8 protein-coding genes, 2 tRNA genes and 3 rRNA genes are annotated in these 16,473 nt (G+C 56.8%); 10 read left to right on the top strand and 3 right to left on the bottom strand.

The window, feature by feature from the left end; all coding sequences use genetic code 11:
- Nucleotides 1-392: 392 nt before the first annotated feature.
- From YQ44_RS22305 to rrf, 5 genes are all read left to right on the top strand, one after another.
- Nucleotides 393-1,923, top strand: a 16S ribosomal RNA gene (locus tag YQ44_RS22305).
- Nucleotides 1,924-2,021: 98 nt separating this feature from the next.
- A tRNA-Ile gene (locus tag YQ44_RS22300) sits at nt 2,022-2,098 on the top strand.
- 24 nt (nt 2,099-2,122) lie between these two features.
- A tRNA-Ala gene (locus YQ44_RS22295) sits at nt 2,123-2,198 on the top strand.
- 253 nt (nt 2,199-2,451) lie between these two features.
- A 23S ribosomal RNA gene (locus YQ44_RS22290) occupies nt 2,452-5,327 on the top strand.
- A 148-nt stretch (nt 5,328-5,475) separates the two neighbouring features.
- Nucleotides 5,476-5,588, top strand: a 5S ribosomal RNA gene (gene rrf / locus YQ44_RS22285).
- The 16S, 23S and 5S rRNA genes sit together here with 2 tRNA genes alongside, the layout of an rRNA operon.
- Before the next feature lie 132 nt (nt 5,589-5,720).
- On the opposite strand, the gene YQ44_RS22280 is transcribed toward rrf, so the two are convergent.
- Together YQ44_RS22280 and rtcR are read right to left on the bottom strand one after the other, a co-directional pair.
- Complete coding sequence (locus tag YQ44_RS22280) at nt 5,721-6,503, bottom strand: nucleotidyltransferase domain-containing protein (protein WP_071325252.1); 783 nt, start codon at nt 6,501-6,503, stop codon at nt 5,721-5,723.
- Between the two features lie 12 nt (nt 6,504-6,515).
- Nucleotides 6,516-8,129: an RNA repair transcriptional activator RtcR gene (gene rtcR, locus YQ44_RS22275; protein WP_071325251.1), complete on the bottom strand. Its 1,614-nt coding sequence runs from the start codon at nt 8,127-8,129 to the stop codon at nt 6,516-6,518.
- A 206-nt stretch (nt 8,130-8,335) separates the two neighbouring features.
- On the opposite strand from rtcR, the gene YQ44_RS22270 reads away from it, so the two are divergent.
- The 5 genes from YQ44_RS22270 to YQ44_RS22250 all read left to right on the top strand — a co-directional run bounded on the left by YQ44_RS22270 (nt 8,336) and on the right by YQ44_RS22250 (nt 13,929).
- Nucleotides 8,336-9,904 (top strand): vWA domain-containing protein, encoded by a 1,569-nt coding sequence (locus tag YQ44_RS22270; RefSeq protein WP_071325250.1) that lies wholly within the window; start codon nt 8,336-8,338, stop codon nt 9,902-9,904.
- A gap of 285 nt (nt 9,905-10,189) precedes the next feature.
- On the top strand, nt 10,190-11,425 hold the full coding sequence (locus YQ44_RS22265; protein WP_071325249.1) for an RtcB family protein: 1,236 nt from the start codon (nt 10,190-10,192) through the stop codon (nt 11,423-11,425).
- 18 nt (nt 11,426-11,443) lie between these two features.
- Nucleotides 11,444-12,463, top strand: a complete 1,020-nt coding sequence (rtcA, locus tag YQ44_RS22260) for an RNA 3'-terminal phosphate cyclase (protein ID WP_071325248.1) — start codon at nt 11,444-11,446, stop codon at nt 12,461-12,463.
- 131 nt (nt 12,464-12,594) lie between these two features.
- Entirely contained in the window at nt 12,595-13,080 is a 486-nt protein-coding gene (gene pedF / locus YQ44_RS22255; protein ID WP_071326690.1) for a cytochrome c-550 PedF, read from the top strand.
- A gap of 15 nt (nt 13,081-13,095) precedes the next feature.
- The gene (locus YQ44_RS22250; RefSeq protein ID WP_071325247.1) at nt 13,096-13,929 is read left to right on the top strand and encodes a substrate-binding periplasmic protein; all 834 of its coding nucleotides are present in this window, start codon (nt 13,096-13,098) and stop codon (nt 13,927-13,929) included.
- A 160-nt stretch (nt 13,930-14,089) separates the two neighbouring features.
- Here the strand turns inward: YQ44_RS22250 and YQ44_RS22245 are convergent, their stop codons facing one another.
- Nucleotides 14,090-16,228: a TonB-dependent receptor family protein gene (locus tag YQ44_RS22245; protein WP_071325246.1), complete on the bottom strand. Its 2,139-nt coding sequence runs from the start codon at nt 16,226-16,228 to the stop codon at nt 14,090-14,092.
- Nucleotides 16,229-16,473 lie beyond the last annotated feature (245 nt).

Below are 16,473 nucleotides of genomic sequence, written 5' to 3'. Positions count from 1 at the left end.
CGTGCGGTGCTTTGCTATAGTTCGCCTCCCCAATGAGACGCAGTCAAATGCAGCTTTGAGGATCGCCGGAAACGGCGATGCAGTAAAAAGAAGGAGTTGACGGACGTAGCAAATTGCTTCATACTCTTCCTTCTTCGCAGCTGACAAACACAACGCTTTGTCGATAGCGCGAAAGCAGTAGCCGAATACAGTTCTTTAACAATTAACAGTCGATAAGTGTGGGCATTTGATGTCAGTGCAGCGTCGATCTTCGGATTGGCGTAATACTTAAAATATCAAATGTTCACAAGAAATAATGAGATAGGATACTTCTTCGGAAGTAGCCTGTCAGTTTTTTGAGTGAGCGACCCGTCGCAAGACGGTGCCAATAAAATGGCAAAGTAACAGAGATTAAACTGAAGAGTTTGATCCTGGCTCAGATTGAACGCTGGCGGCATGCCTTACACATGCAAGTCGAACGGCAGCACGGAGCTTGCTCTGGTGGCGAGTGGCGAACGGGTGAGTAATATATCGGAACGTACCCTAGAGTGGGGGATAACGTAGCGAAAGTTACGCTAATACCGCATACGATCTAAGGATGAAAGTGGGGGATCGCAAGACCTCATGCTCGTGGAGCGGCCGATATCTGATTAGCTAGTTGGTAGGGTAAAAGCCTACCAAGGCATCGATCAGTAGCTGGTCTGAGAGGACGACCAGCCACACTGGAACTGAGACACGGTCCAGACTCCTACGGGAGGCAGCAGTGGGGAATTTTGGACAATGGGCGAAAGCCTGATCCAGCAATGCCGCGTGAGTGAAGAAGGCCTTCGGGTTGTAAAGCTCTTTTGTCAGGGAAGAAACGGTGAGAGCTAATATCTCTTGCTAATGACGGTACCTGAAGAATAAGCACCGGCTAACTACGTGCCAGCAGCCGCGGTAATACGTAGGGTGCAAGCGTTAATCGGAATTACTGGGCGTAAAGCGTGCGCAGGCGGTTTTGTAAGTCTGATGTGAAATCCCCGGGCTCAACCTGGGAATTGCATTGGAGACTGCAAGGCTAGAATCTGGCAGAGGGGGGTAGAATTCCACGTGTAGCAGTGAAATGCGTAGATATGTGGAGGAACACCGATGGCGAAGGCAGCCCCCTGGGTCAAGATTGACGCTCATGCACGAAAGCGTGGGGAGCAAACAGGATTAGATACCCTGGTAGTCCACGCCCTAAACGATGTCTACTAGTTGTCGGGTCTTAATTGACTTGGTAACGCAGCTAACGCGTGAAGTAGACCGCCTGGGGAGTACGGTCGCAAGATTAAAACTCAAAGGAATTGACGGGGACCCGCACAAGCGGTGGATGATGTGGATTAATTCGATGCAACGCGAAAAACCTTACCTACCCTTGACATGGCTGGAATCCTCGAGAGATTGGGGAGTGCTCGAAAGAGAACCAGTACACAGGTGCTGCATGGCTGTCGTCAGCTCGTGTCGTGAGATGTTGGGTTAAGTCCCGCAACGAGCGCAACCCTTGTCATTAGTTGCTACGAAAGGGCACTCTAATGAGACTGCCGGTGACAAACCGGAGGAAGGTGGGGATGACGTCAAGTCCTCATGGCCCTTATGGGTAGGGCTTCACACGTCATACAATGGTACATACAGAGCGCCGCCAACCCGCGAGGGGGAGCTAATCGCAGAAAGTGTATCGTAGTCCGGATTGTAGTCTGCAACTCGACTGCATGAAGTTGGAATCGCTAGTAATCGCGGATCAGCATGTCGCGGTGAATACGTTCCCGGGTCTTGTACACACCGCCCGTCACACCATGGGAGCGGGTTTTACCAGAAGTAGGTAGCTTAACCGTAAGGAGGGCGCTTACCACGGTAGGATTCGTGACTGGGGTGAAGTCGTAACAAGGTAGCCGTATCGGAAGGTGCGGCTGGATCACCTCCTTTCTAGAGTTTGCACGAATCAGTAATGATTCACGCATCAAATGTTCACACTTATCGGCTGTTAGTAAGAGAAGAAACAGTAGTCGTAGTAGCACCGCGTTGGGGCTGTAGCTCAGCTGGTTAGAGCACCGTGTTGATAACGCGGGGGTCGTTGGTTCGAGTCCAACCAGCCCTACCAGTAACACCCGAGTCGTAAATTCCCGGGGGATTAGCTCAGCTGGGAGAGCACCTGCTTTGCAAGCAGGGGGTCGTCGGTTCGATCCCGTCATCCTCCACCACGTTTTACCAAAAGCACAAACGTAAATCAGTGTTGATCACAACACCAGGATTTAGGTTTGATCTTTTAGCGATCAAAGCTGTTTCGTTCTTTAACAATCTGGAAGAAGTAAAGATTATTTATTGATCGGTTTGCCGTAAAAAGCAAATCGATGGGTAATGATTGTATGTATCAACAAACAAGCAACAACGTTGTACTTTCTTATCCCTGTAGCGCTCTTTGATTACTTAGGTAATCAGAGGCTAACGTTATAGGGACAAGCGAATAAGTGCACATGGTGGATGCCTTGGCGATTACAGGCGATGAAGGACGTAGTAGCTTGCGATAAGCTGCGGGGAGTGAGCAAACACACTTTGATCCGCAGATTTCCGAATGGGGCAACCCACCCTTTTAGGGTATTGCATACTGAATACATAGGTATGCAAGGCGAACGCGGCGAACTGAAACATCTAAGTAGCTGCAGGAAAAGAAATCAACCGAGATTCCCAAAGTAGCGGCGAGCGAAATGGGAAGAGCCTGTACGTGATAGTCGGACCGATAACAGAATCCTCTGGAAATAGGAGCCATAGTGGGTGATAGCCCCGTATGTGAAATCGGACCGGTGATACTAAGCGTACGACAAGTAGGGCGGGACACGTGACATCCTGTCTGAATATGGGGGGACCATCCTCCAAGGCTAAATACTCGTAATCGACCGATAGTGAACCAGTACCGTGAGGGAAAGGCGAAAAGAACCCCGGAAGGGGAGTGAAATAGATCCTGAAACCGTGTGCATACAAACAGTAGGAGCGGACTTGTTCCGTGACTGCGTACCTTTTGTATAATGGGTCAGCGACTTACATTCAGTGGCAAGGTTAACCGAATAGGGAAGCCGTAGAGAAATCGAGTCCGAATAGGGCGATCAGTCGCTGGGTGTAGACCCGAAACCAAGTGATCTACTCATGGCCAGGATGAAGGTGCGGTAACACGCCCTGGAGGTCCGAACCCACTAATGTTGAAAAATTAGGGGATGAGCTGTGGGTAGGGGTGAAAGGCTAAACAAACTTGGAAATAGCTGGTTCTCTCCGAAAACTATTTAGGTAGTGCCTCAAGTATCACCATCGGGGGTAGAGCACTGTTATGGCTAGGGGGTCATTGCGACTTACCAAACCATTGCAAACTCCGAATACCGATGAGTGCGAGCTTGGGAGACAGACGTCGGGTGCTAACGTCCGGCGTCAAGAGGGAAACAACCCAGACCGCCAGCTAAGGTCCCAAAGATTGGCTAAGTGGAAAACGAAGTGGGAAGGCTAAAACAGTCAGGATGTTGGCTTAGAAGCAGCCATCATTTAAAGAAAGCGTAATAGCTCACTGATCGAGTCGTCCTGCGCGGAAGATGTAACGGGGCTAAGCCAGTCACCGAAGCTGCGGATATCCTTTATTGGATATGGTAGGAGAGCGTTCTGTAAGCCTGCGAAGGTGTCTTGTAAAGGATGCTGGAGGTATCAGAAGTGCGAATGCTGACATGAGTAGCGATAATGGGGGTGAAAAGCCTCCACGCCGTAAGCCCAAGGTTTCCTGTTCAACGTTCATCGGAGCAGGGTGAGTCGGCCCCTAAGGCGAGGCAGAGATGCGTAGCTGATGGGAAGCAGGTTAATATTCCTGCACCGTCGTATGATGCGATGGGGGGACGGATCGCGGAAGGTTGTCTGACTGTTGGAATAGTCAGTTTCTGTCTCATAGAAGGCGCTTAGGCAAATCCGGGCGCGGAATTCAAGGGGATGGGACGAGTGAGCTTGCTCACGAAGCAATCGGAAGTGGTTCCAAGAAAAGCCTCTAAGCTTCAGTCATACGAGACCGTACCGCAAACCGACACAGGTGGGCGAGATGAGTATTCTAAGGCGCTTGAGAGAACTCGGGAGAAGGAACTCGGCAAATTGGTACCGTAACTTCGGGAAAAGGTACGCCCCGGTAGCTTGATTGGTTTACTCCATGAGGGTGAAAGGGTTGCAATAAACTGGTGGCTGCGACTGTTTAATAAAAACACAGCACTCTGCAAACACGAAAGTGGACGTATAGGGTGTGACGCCTGCCCGGTGCTGGAAGATTAAATGATGGGGTGCAAGCTCTTGATTGAAGTCCCAGTAAACGGCGGCCGTAACTATAACGGTCCTAAGGTAGCGAAATTCCTTGTCGGGTAAGTTCCGACCTGCACGAATGGCGTAACGATGGCCACACTGTCTCCTCCCGAGACTCAGCGAAGTTGAAATGTTTGTGATGATGCAATCTACCCGCGGCTAGACGGAAAGACCCCATGAACCTTTACTGTAGCTTTGCATTGGACTTTGAACCAATCTGTGTAGGATAGGTGGGAGGCTTTGAAGCGGGGACGCTAGTTCTCGTGGAGCCAACCTTGAAATACCACCCTGGTTTGTTTGAGGTTCTAACCTTGGTCCGTTATCCGGATCGGGGACAGTGCATGGTAGGCAGTTTGACTGGGGCGGTCTCCTCCTAAAGTGTAACGGAGGAGTTCGAAGGTACGCTAGATACGGTCGGACATCGTGTTGATAGTGCAATGGCATAAGCGTGCTTAACTGCGAGACTGACAAGTCGAGCAGGTACGAAAGTAGGACATAGTGATCCGGTGGTTCTGTATGGAAGGGCCATCGCTCAACGGATAAAAGGTACTCTGGGGATAACAGGCTGATTCCTCCCAAGAGTTCATATCGACGGGGGAGTTTGGCACCTCGATGTCGGCTCATCACATCCTGGGGCTGTAGCCGGTCCCAAGGGTATGGCTGTTCGCCATTTAAAGTGGTACGTGAGCTGGGTTTAAAACGTCGTGAGACAGTTTGGTCCCTATCTGCCGTGGGCGTTGGAAATTTGAAGGGGGCTGCTCCTAGTACGAGAGGACCGGAGTGGACGAACCTCTGGTGTACCGGTTGTCACGCCAGTGGCATTGCCGGGTAGCTAAGTTCGGAAGAGATAACCGCTGAAAGCATCTAAGCGGGAAACTTGCCTTGAGATGAGATTTCCCAGAGCCTTGAGCTCTTTGAAGGGTCGTTCGAGACCAGGACGTTGATAGGCTGGGTGTGGAAGTGCAGTAATGCATTAAGCTAACCAGTACTAATTGCCCGTACGGCTTGTCCCTATAACCTTAGCAGGTACAGAGGATGAGAAAGTAACGTTGTGAGTTGTTGATACCACTCATTACCCAGTAATACCTCAATACATAATCCGCTTCTTCCAGATTTCGACACCTGTCGCCCCATCGGGGACAGGCTGTCCTACAAGTTATGCCTGATGACCATAGCAAGTTGGTCCCACCCCTTCCCATCCCGAACAGGACCGTGAAACAACTTTGCGCCGATGATAGTGCTGCAACCAGTGTGAAAGTAGGTTATCGTCAGGCTTGTTATACGCAGTAGAGAAAAACCCCACCAGTGATGGCGGGGTTTTTTTTCGTCTGGCGCTTTTGTTTGACGCCATCGAATGGCAGGCATAAAAAAAGGCACCGTTACGCGGTGCCTTTTTTGCTTCCAGCTCAGGTTTCCTGCAATACCTGCTGAAACAGGCGATTCAGGTCCTGCATGCCATGGGGCTTTTCTTCCCTTTCAACGCTGAAGTTTTCCAGCCTGGCCAGTTCCGACTCGATAAATACGTTGAGCTTGTCGATGCGCGGGGCCAGTTCTTTTTCCAGTGCGACCTTTTTGCGCTCGAGAAGGAGATGAATTTCTTCTAATAAGCCCTCTTCCTTGGGGAGCAGGTGCAGCAAGGCAGAGAACTCGATAGGCGGCGCTGTGCGATAGGTTTCTATCCAGCGCGTGGCCAGCAATGGGCGCAGGACGTAAAAATACTTCTTCAAGGGCACCATGTCCGCCATCAGGTAGCCGCGGTAATTTGTCTTGGCCATGCTGCGATAGTGATAAATCCCCTTTTCCAGCGTGTAGACGGAATTGAGCAAGGCCTGGATGCCAGTCCTGAAAGCGCCCTTTTCCATGTATTGAATCGGCGACTGTACCCATTCGATGACGGCAGGATTGGAACGCCAAAAAAGCTGCAGTGCCTTGCGTACATCCCAGCCATTCAGGTCGATATCGTCGACGATAGGGTATTCGATCACGTCGCGCTTGTCTTCCAGGTCGACGCTCAGATACCAGTCCTGCTGGCGCGCATAAATAAAGCGCACATCGAAATCGCTGTTCGGCGAGGCAAACCCCCAGGCCCGGCTACCCGATTCAATCGCCATCAAGATCCGCACACCTTCTTTTTCTTCCACGGCCGCCAGGCGGCGCATGATTTCTACTCGTATATCTTCTGGAATCATCGTTCTCTTCTCTTAGTTGCCTGAGGATACTTTATCCCAGCTGAGGGCAAAGCGGGCCAGGAATTTCTTGAGGCGGTCTGCATCGTTCGGCCTGGCTTTCGCTTCGCGCGACATCGCATATAGTTTGCGGCCCGCATCGGACATATTGTGCGATTGCCGGCAGATCTTGATCACGGCCTGCAGCTGCAGCGCATCGAACAGGTCGAGTTGCGCGGCCGCATCCGCTCCCATGATATCTGCCAGATCCACGACGTCATTCCCCTGTTGTTCACCGTGATGCTGCCACAGGCGACCCAGGCGCGCCGTTTCCTCATCGACGACCTTGTCCGTGATACGGCCCGCCTCCGACAAGGTGGCCAGGCGCGTGACGGCGGCCGACAAATCGCGGAAATTGCCGTTCCAGCGGGCCGATGGCGAGGTGGCGAAGCGCATGAAGCGCTCACGGGCCTCCTTGTTGAAGCGCACGCGCTCGCCTGTCTCGGCGCCGTATTGCGCCAGCAGGTATTCCAGGTTTGGCTCGATGTCTTCCTGCCGCTGCGCCAGGCCGGGTAATTCGTAGGTCCACAGGTTGATGCGTGCATACAGGTCTTCGCGGAAGCGGCCGGCCGCCACTTCCTTGCCCAGGTCGCGATTGGTCCCGGCGATCAGCTGGAAGTCGCTTTGCACTTCCGTATCTGCACCGACGGGAAAGAAGCGCCTTTCTTCTATGGCTTTCAGCAACATTGCCTGCTCATCGAGTCCGAGTTCGCCGATTTCATCGAGAAACAGCAAGCCCTTGTGCGCACTGCGCAGTAAACCTAGACGATCCGAACCCGCGCCCGTGAATGACCCCTTGATATGGCCGAACAGGGTGGAAGCGGCGCCGTCCCCATGCAAGGTGGCGCAATTGAGGTCGATGAATTTGCCGTCGATCTGGTGGCGCGACTTTTTCAGTTCGTACACGCGGCGCGCGAGGAAGGATTTGCCGGCGCCGGTCGGCCCCATCAGCAGCATGGGCGCCCTGGACTTGATGGCGACGCGCTCGATTTCATCGATCATGGCGTTGAACTTGGCATTGCGCGTGGCGATGCCCGACTTCAGGAACGCCACGCCTGCGGCCTGCGCGCGCGTAAAACGCTGGGCAATCTGGTCGTAGCGCGACAGATCGAGGTCGATCAATGCATAGCTGCCGGGATTGCCGATGGCTTGGCGCTTTGGCGGCGAGGTTTGCAGCAGGCGTCCGGGGAAATAGCGCGCTTCCGTCATCAAAAACATGCAGATTTGCGCCACGTGGCTGCCGGTGGTGATGTGGATCCAATAGTCTTCCTTGTCGGGGTCGAAGGGGTAGGTGTGGGCGAAATCGTAGAGGGCGCCATACACGTTTTCGAAATCCCAGGCATCGCTGATGGGCAACTCATGGGCGATCAGCTGCGTTTCAGGCGAGACGCTGGCGACATCCTGCGACACCTGGCGCACCAGGTTGTCAAACTGGCTGCCCGCGTACAGCAGCTCGAAGCGGTCGATGATCTGGTCTTCGTGCTGCGTCAAGGCGATGCTGGGCCGCCACTTTTCCCAGCGCGCGGCACCCCTGCCACTATCGAGCTGTGTGCCGAGAAAACCGATGACAACGGTGCGTTTTGCTTGCATAAATTGGATAAATATTTATCTTAAAAGATAATTGTATATGATTTTTTTGACGGCCACTATCTTTTGTTGATTTCTCGATTAAAAAATATTTCTCAATAAAATCAATGATTTATAGAAGATTCACGCGAAGGAGAAAAAGCTGGCACGGCGCTTGCAATAGAAGGGATAACACCGAGATAAACGTAAAGAGAAGAAGAGGAACGAAAATGGCCAACGCCCAGTTATTCAAGAGCATGCAACAATCGCAGCCGCTGCCTGCGGCCCTGGCGCGCAATGCCGAAGGTACACCAGCCTATGCACTGACGCCCCGGCATCAGCTGGCGCAATATGCGGCCACCGGCTGCCTGAACGCGACGTTTTATGCCAGCGCCGAGGCGCAGCTGGCGACGGTGCTGGAACTGTGCAAGGCCGTCGAGCCGTCCTTCATTGCGCAAACGGCCGTGTACTGCCGCGAGCGGGGGTATATGAAGGATATGCCTGCCTTGCTGGTGGCCGTGCTGGCTGGCCAGGGCGCCGCGGAATTTGCGCCGGCCTTCCAGCGCGTGATCAACAACGGCAAAATGCTGCGCAACTTCGTGCAGATCATGCGCTCGGGCGCCGTTGGCCGCAAGTCGCTGGGATCGCGTCCGAAAAAGCTGGTGCAGGCATGGTTGAATAGCGCCTCGGAACAGGCCCTGCTGGCCGCCGCCGTGGGCAACAGCCCTTCGCTGGCCGACGTCGTGAAGATGGTGCATCCGAAACCGAAGGACGCCTGGCGCGCGGCATTCTTTGCCTGGCTGATCGGCAGGGAATACATCGCCGCAGACTTGCCGCCGGTATTAGCAGCATTCGAGACATACAAGCTTGATCCGGCACAAACGATACCGGACGTGCCGTTCCAGATGCTGACGGCGCTGCCCTTGGGGGCGCAGGACTGGGCGCAGATCGCCCGCCAGGGCGGCTGGCAGATGGTGCGCATGAACTTGAACACCTTTGCGCGCCATGGCGTGTACGCAATTGAAGGCATGCCGGAGCTGATCGCGGCCAGGCTGCGCGATCCGGCATCGATTGCACAAGCGCGGGTGTTTCCATACCAGCTGATGTCGGCGTACATGGCGGCTGGCGAGAACGTGCCAACGGTCATCCGCGATGCGCTGGAGCAGGCGCTGGAAACGTCGCTGCTGAACGTGCCGCGGATCGCCGGCAAGGTGGTGGTGTGCCCCGATGTTTCCGGCTCGATGTCGTCGCCCGTCAGCGGTTTTCGCGGTAGCGCCACCTCGAACGTGCGCTGCATCGACGTGGCGGCGCTGGTGGCGGCGGCCATGCTGCGCAAGAATCCGGACGCCATGGTGCTGCCGTTCGAGCACAGCGTGGTGACGTGCCGGCTCGATGCGCACGATAGCGTGATGGAGAATGCGGCCAGGCTGGCGGCTATCGGTGGCGGCGGCACCAGTTGCAGCGCGCCGCTGCTGCGCATGAACAGCAAGCAGGAGCTGGCCGACCTGGTGATTTATGTGTCCGATAACGAATCCTGGATCGACGCCAAACGCAGCGGCGCCACGGCGACGCTGGGACAGTGGAATGTCTTCAAGCAGCGCAATCCGCAGGCCAGGCTGGTGTGCATCGATATTTCGCCGCACGCCACGACGCAGGCGATGGAGCGTGAAGATATTCTGAATATCGGCGGTTTTTCCGACGATGTCTTCAAGATCATCGCCGCCTTTGCCGCCGGCCAGCTGGATCCAGAGCACTGGGTGGGAGAAATCGCCGCCATCGATATCGCTGCAGGTTGTTGAAGTAGCGCGTGAAGTAAAGCGCAGGAATGCGGACAAGACTACATTAAAGACGTCCTGTTCAACCTTGTCATGCGCCGTCGTACCCCGAATGCCGGCAGGATTACATCGATAGCCGAGTCAGACCGGCCTGGCGCGCGCAGTGCGCCGCCAGAAAATCCTGTCATCCCTGGTCGGGTTGTTGTACTGATGAATGCCGGTGGAATTACATCCAGGGCCGATACGTCGGCTGAAAATTTCACCAACCCTTGTCATCACCCCCATATAAAATAGAAAAAGAGAACACTGATGAAGAATGAAGAATACGAAGTCCTGCATACCGAAGGCAGCCGTCCCGTCAAAATGTGGACGCGTGGCGTGCCTGTCGAAGAAGCGGCTAAAAAACAATTGCGCAATACGGCGACCTTGCCATTCATTTACAAGCACATCGCCGTCATGCCGGACGTCCACCTGGGTAAAGGATCGACCATCGGCAGCGTGATTCCCACCCTCGGCGCCGTGATTCCGGCGGCCGTCGGCGTGGATATCGGTTGCGGCATGATGGCGGCGAAGACTACGCTGACGGCGAATGACTTGCCCGATAATCTTGGGCCGCTGCGCAGCGCCATCGAGCGCGCCATTCCGCACGGGATGTCGCCGAAGACGCGCGGCTACCGTGGCCGCGACGAAGGTTCGTGGCAGAACCCGCCATCGGTGGTCGACGCCGCCTGGCTGCAGCTGAAAGACGAATTCGATGCCATCTGCCTGAAAACGCCAAAGCTGAAAAATACGAATAACTACCGCCACCTGGGTACCCTGGGCAGCGGTAACCACTTCGTCGAAGTGTGCCTCGACGAGCAGGGAGCCGTGTGGTTCATGCTGCATTCGGGTTCGCGTGGTGTGGGCAATGCCATCGGCACCCATTTCATCGAACTGGCCAAGCAAGATATGCGCACCCATTTCATCAACCTGCCCGACCAGGACCTGGCCTACCTGGCAGAGGGAACGCAGCATTACGACGATTATGTGGAGGCGGTGGGCTGGGCCCAGCGTTTCGCGCGCAATAACCGTGAAGTGATGATGCAGAACTTGATCGCGGCCGTGCGCACGGTCATCCATAAACCGTTCCAGACGCATGTGGAGGCCGTCAATTGCCACCATAACTATGTGCAGAAGGAGCACCACTTCGGCAAGGATGTGCTGGTCACGCGCAAGGGTGCCGTATCGGCCCGCGCGGGGGAACTGGGGATCATTCCCGGGTCCATGGGCGCGAAGAGCTTTATCGTGCGCGGCAAAGGCAACGCGGAGAGCTTCCATAGCTGCAGCCACGGTGCGGGACGCACGATGAGCCGCACGGAAGCGAAGCGGCGCTTCAGCCTCGACGACCAGATCCGCGCTACGCAAGGCGTCGAATGTCGCAAGGATGAGAACGTGATCGACGAGATCCCGATGGCCTACAAGGATATCGATGCGGTGATGCTGGCGCAGCGCGAGCTGGTCGATGTCGTGCATATCCTGAAGCAGGTCGTCTGCGTCAAAGGTTAAACAATAAAGAAAGCAGAGATGATAGAAATAGATGGAGCACAAGGCGAAGGCGGCGGGCAGATTTTGCGCTCGGCGCTGAGCCTGTCCATGATCACGGGCCAGCCATTTCGGTTGATCAATATCCGCGCGGGCCGGGCCAAGCCCGGTTTGCTGCGCCAGCATCTGGTGGCGGTACAGGCTGCAGCCGCCATTTGCGGCGCGCGCATGACACCGGTTGCGCTGGGCGCATCCAGCCTGGAGTTCGTGCCGGGCACCCTGCGTGGCGGCGATTACCGTTTCGCCATCGGCAGCGCCGGTAGTTGCACCCTGGTACTGCAAACCTTGCTGCCGGCGCTGCTGCATGCGGATGCGCCCTCGACTGTGCGCATCAGTGGCGGCACGCATAATCCCATGGCGCCGCCCGTGCATTTCTTGCAGCGCGCGTATGGCCGGGCCATGGCGCAGATGGGCGCCGACATCGATATCGCGCTGGGGCGCTATGGTTTTTATCCGGCCGGCGGCGGCGAAGTGATTGCCACCGTGCAGCCTTGCGCCCGTTTGAAGCCCATTGCATTGCTGCAGCGCGGCGAACGGCAGGCCGGATTTGCGGAAAGCGTGGTGGCGGGCGTGCACGTGAATGTGGCGCAGCGCGAGCTCGAGCGTGTCGCCAGCGGCATGGGCTGGAGCGGCAAGCAGCTGCGCATCGTCGGCTTGCCGGCGGAGCAGGGGCCGGGCAATGTCCTGTTGCTGACACTCGAGCATGAACACGTGACGGAAGTCTTTGCTTCCTTTGGCGAAAAATCGTTGCTGGCGGAATCGGTGGCCAAGCGCCTGTTGAACGAAGTGCGCGCCTATTGCAAGTCGGACGCGGCCGTGGGCGAACACCTGGCCGACCAGCTCTTGCTGCCGATGGCGCTGGCCGGCGGCGGCACGTTTAGCTGCAGCAAGGTGTCGCAGCATGCATTGACGAATGCCGAGGTGATCGCCAGGTTCTTGCCTGTGCGTATCACTTTCGAGCAGCAGGAGCGGGCCAGCATCTGCACGGTTGCCGCCGCCTGACGCGCGCGGTGACACAGGCGCGTGTTGCAGCTGTTCCAAATTGAGACATGGTTCGCCTGCCGCGGGGCGTGCGCGCATGGCATGGCATTTGCTCTTCCTGGTTATTGACCAAAAAAACCAAGGAGACCAGCATGACCTATTCCATTCCTACCCTGCTCGGCGTGGCGGCTGCCGGCGCTGTCGCCCTCACTTCCCTGCTGACCTTGCCCGATGCCTATGCGCATGGCAATGTCACGCCGCAAGGCGTCGACACCACGGGCTTGCCCAAGGTGGGCGACAAGTGGCTGGAGCAGAATCCGTACCGGGGCAACAAGCTGGCCTTGACTGTGGGCACCTCGGCCTACAACCAGAATTGCGCGCGCTGCCACGGCATCGAAGCCATCTCGGGCGGCATCGCGCCGGACTTGCGCCAGCTGGACCGCGATTGTTTCAGCATCAAGAATGAGACAAAGAAACAAGCGTGTTACAAGGAAACGGACAATTATTACCTGGCGACCATACGCCATGGCAAAGTGCGCAACGGCGCCGTGTACATGCCGCCGTTTGAGGGCGTGTTCAACCAGGAAGCCATGTGGGCCATCAAGACCTACCTGGAAACCCGCCGCGAGTCGAACTGATCACGAAGGAATCCCATGCGTTCATTCCAACTCCGGCGCGCGCGCGCGATGATTGCGCTCGCTTGCCTGGCCCTGTGCGCGGCCGCGCCGGTACGCGCCGACTGGCAGAAAGTGCAACAGTCGGGCAGCCTGAAGGTGGCCGTGTATAGCGAATTCGCCCCGTTTTCCGACAAGGGCGCGGGCATCGATATCGACATTGCCGAAGCGCTGGCGAAAAAGCTGGGACTCAAGCTGAGTCTGCTGCCATTTCCCGCCGGCGAAAACCTGAATGACGATTTGCGCAATATGGTGTGGAAGGGGCATTACCTCGGTTACGGTCCAGCCGACGTGATGCTGCACGTGCCGGTCGATAAAAAACTGATGGCCGACAACGACAAGGTCGAGATCTTTGCGCCGTATTACGTGGAAACCGTGCGCCTGGCACGCCGCACGCAAGCCGTGCCGCAGTTCGATGGCGTCGCCTCGCTGGCCGGCAAGCGCATCGGCGTGGAAAAGGTATCGATCGCGGCCATGCTGATGCTGGGCGAAGACGATGGCAAGTACCGCGACGACGTGCGCATCTTCGACACGGCCGCCGAAGCCTTGCAGCAATTGCAGGCGGGGCAGCTCGATGCCGTGCTGGCGAATCGCTCGGAAATCGAGTCCGTGCTGAAAAGCGATCCGGCCTTCGCCGTGAACGAAGTGGCGTTCGCCCGCTTGCCGCGTGCCGGCTGGGCCGTGGGCCTGGCCGTCAGCCGGCAGCAACTGGACGTGGGCAAGCTGCTGCTGGCGGCCATGAACGAGATGGCTGCCAGCGGCGAATTGAAAGCCATTTTCGAGAAACATGGGGTGAAGGAAGCGCGGCCCTGAAGTCTCGCGCTCCAGTTGAAAAGCCCGCGCATCGGACGATGCGCGGGCTTTTTTATCATCAGAACGCCTGAACACTGTTCAGGGCAAGGCGCATTGCCACAGGCAGTACGAACAGTACGACCAGGCAATGCAGCGCTCATGGACTTTTTTTCAGGTGTACTTAAAAAGTGTATTGGGCGCTGACACCCAGCAACCAATTGCGCCCCGGCGCCGCTTCATAGTAGCGCTTGTTGCTATCGCCGACGATGACGGAACCCACGTAGGTCTTGTCAAACAGATTGTTCAGGCGGGCAAATTCCTTGAAGCGCCAGTTGCCCATGCTTTGCTTGGCATTGAACCGCGCATTGAACACCGTGTAGCCGGGCGCCGGTTTTTCGCTGTTGCTGTCTTCCGCATACACCTGGTTGCTGGCGACGCTTTCCAGCGCCGCGCCGAAGCGGTCGAGCGTATCTTTCCAGGCCAGTTCCGCGAACAGATTGGCGCTGGGAACGCCTGGCAAGCGGCTGCCTTCGCTAACGGCGCCGAAGGCCTGGTCATACACGGCATGCAGGCTGGTCAGCGCCACCTTCGTCGTGAAGCCATACGGCAGGCTGGAATCGAGCGACACTTCCATACCTTGGCGTAAGGTTTTGCCGCCATTGCGGTAGCTGGTGCGCCCGCCGCTGGAACTGTCCACTACCAGTTCGTCGTTGGTCTTGATCTGGAACAAGGCCGCGTTCACATGCGTATTGTTGGCGACCCTGGCCTTGACGCCCGCTTCCAGGTTGGTGCTGGTGGCTGGTTTTAAATTGAAATTGAAACCGGCGCCCGTGCCCGAGTAAAACAGTTCGTTCAGGGTGGGCGCCTCGAAGCCGCGCGCGGCGCTGGCGTACACGTTGACGTTCGGCGTCAGCTTGTAGAGCAGGCCCAGCACTGGCGTCGTATGGCTGAAGTCCAGGCTGCCGCTATCGTTGCCATTGCTGAGGAAATGGTCGTTGACCGAAACTTTCATTTTGCTATAGCGCAAACCTGCGCTGAGCAGCCATGGACCGCTTTGCCATTCCGTCTGGATATACGGATCGAGGCTGGAGACGACATCCTGCTCGTCGCGGCGCAGCTTGCCCTTCACGCCAAACGTGTTGCCGATGAAATTTTCATAGCCGGTGCGGTCATCGCTGGAGCGGCCATAGTCGATGCCGATGGTGGTGCTCAGTTTGCCACCGGCCAGCTGGTTCACATGCAGCCAGTTGGTGTCGATGCCGTAGAACTGGCGCTGGAAGTCGACCACGCCGCCTGAGTGGCTCGCTGGCGCCTGAAAACCCTTGGTAAATGCCTGGTATTGGATCACGTCGCGGTTGCCGCCATACACCATCACATGCAGACGGTCGTCGCCGAACGACTGTTCGTAGGTGGCGCCGATCTGTTGGTGGTCGATGCTCTTGCGCGTGTTGTAGCGCTCGGCCAGGGTGCGTTTCGGGTTTTGCGTGTCGCTCGCGTCGATTTCGCCGGCGCGCGGGTCGCGGGCAAACGTGGTCCAGGTGGCGCCCAGCGGGTCTTGCGTGTTGCCTTGATGCAGGCTATTGGCGACGATGGTCAGCTTGCTGTCCGCGGTGGGCTTGACGGTGATCTTGCCGAACGCCTGTTCGCGCGTGGCGGCGCTGTGGTCGCGGAAGCCATCCGTGCGGAAGCGCGAGCCGTCGAGCACGTAGCCGATGGCGCCCGCCTGGCCTTGCGTCGAGACATCGACCTTGCTGGTGCCATCGCTGCCGCCCGTCACATTCAGTTCGACGGATGGGGGCTTTTGCCCATCCTTGGAAAACAGCTGGATCACGCCGCCCGAGTGGTTACCGTAGATGGCAGAAAACGGTCCGCGCAGCACTTCGATGCGCTCGGCCGTATCGAGGTTGAAGGTGGCGGCCTGGCCCTGGCCGTCGGGCATGCTGGCAGGAATGCCATCGCTGATCAGCTTGACGCCGCGCACGCCGAAGGCCGAGCGGGCGCCGAAGCCGCGCGACGAGATCTGCAAGTCTTGTGCGTAGTTCTGGCGATTCTGCACGACCAGGCCCGGTACGGCAGCCAGCGCTTCCGAGGCGTTGACGCGGATTTGTCCATCCTGGATGCGGGCGCTGTCGACCACGTCGATGGAGGCTGGTACTTCCTGGCTGGGATGGGCGATGCGGCTGCCGCTGATGACCACCGTGTCCATCAGTTGCCCGCCAGCCAGGTCTGCCGCCTCGGTGGCGAAAGCGTGGGGGGCGAAGGTGGCGCTGCCGGCGACAAACAGGCTGGCGATGGTGTTCAGGCGGAAACGATGCTGCATGCGGATTCTCCAATGTGAATAAAAGCCTGCTTGACCGCGTGCGCGGTACAGGTCTGCATAGTTTTATCAAGCAATATGCCTGCCATGTCTCCATTGGTGGGCTGAAATTATACGCCTGCCAGTGGCACGGCGTTTGCATACAGCAATTGTCACCTGCGCCGCTCCCGCGCGCTTTTCCTGTGTTTTTCATTGAAAAGGTGATTATGCCCAACTTCTTCTTACGCTTGCTCCGGGTTTGCTGGCTG

The sequence above is a fragment of the Janthinobacterium sp. 1_2014MBL_MicDiv genome (genome assembly GCF_001865675.1).
Classification (GTDB): Bacteria; Pseudomonadota; Gammaproteobacteria; order Burkholderiales; family Burkholderiaceae_D; genus Janthinobacterium.
Note: the sequence above shows the minus strand (reverse complement) of the source record. Positions and strands in the feature narration are given on the sequence as shown.

Excerpts from the sequence above, each read along its gene's own strand:
- YQ44_RS22280 (WP_071325252.1), bottom strand. The coding sequence starts at position 6,503 with ATGATTCCAGAAGATATACGAGTAGAAATCATGCGCCGCCTGGCGGCC.
- rtcR (WP_071325251.1), bottom strand. The coding sequence starts at position 8,129 with ATGCAAGCAAAACGCACCGTTGTCATCGGTTTTCTCGGCACACAGCTC.
- YQ44_RS22270 (WP_071325250.1), top strand. The coding sequence starts at position 8,336 with ATGGCCAACGCCCAGTTATTCAAGAGCATGCAACAATCGCAGCCGCTG.
- YQ44_RS22265 (WP_071325249.1), top strand. The coding sequence starts at position 10,190 with ATGAAGAATGAAGAATACGAAGTCCTGCATACCGAAGGCAGCCGTCCC.
- rtcA (WP_071325248.1), top strand. The coding sequence starts at position 11,444 with ATGATAGAAATAGATGGAGCACAAGGCGAAGGCGGCGGGCAGATTTTG.
- pedF (WP_071326690.1), top strand. The coding sequence starts at position 12,595 with ATGACCTATTCCATTCCTACCCTGCTCGGCGTGGCGGCTGCCGGCGCT.
- YQ44_RS22250 (WP_071325247.1), top strand. The coding sequence starts at position 13,096 with ATGCGTTCATTCCAACTCCGGCGCGCGCGCGCGATGATTGCGCTCGCT.
- YQ44_RS22245 (WP_071325246.1), bottom strand. The coding sequence starts at position 16,228 with ATGCAGCATCGTTTCCGCCTGAACACCATCGCCAGCCTGTTTGTCGCC.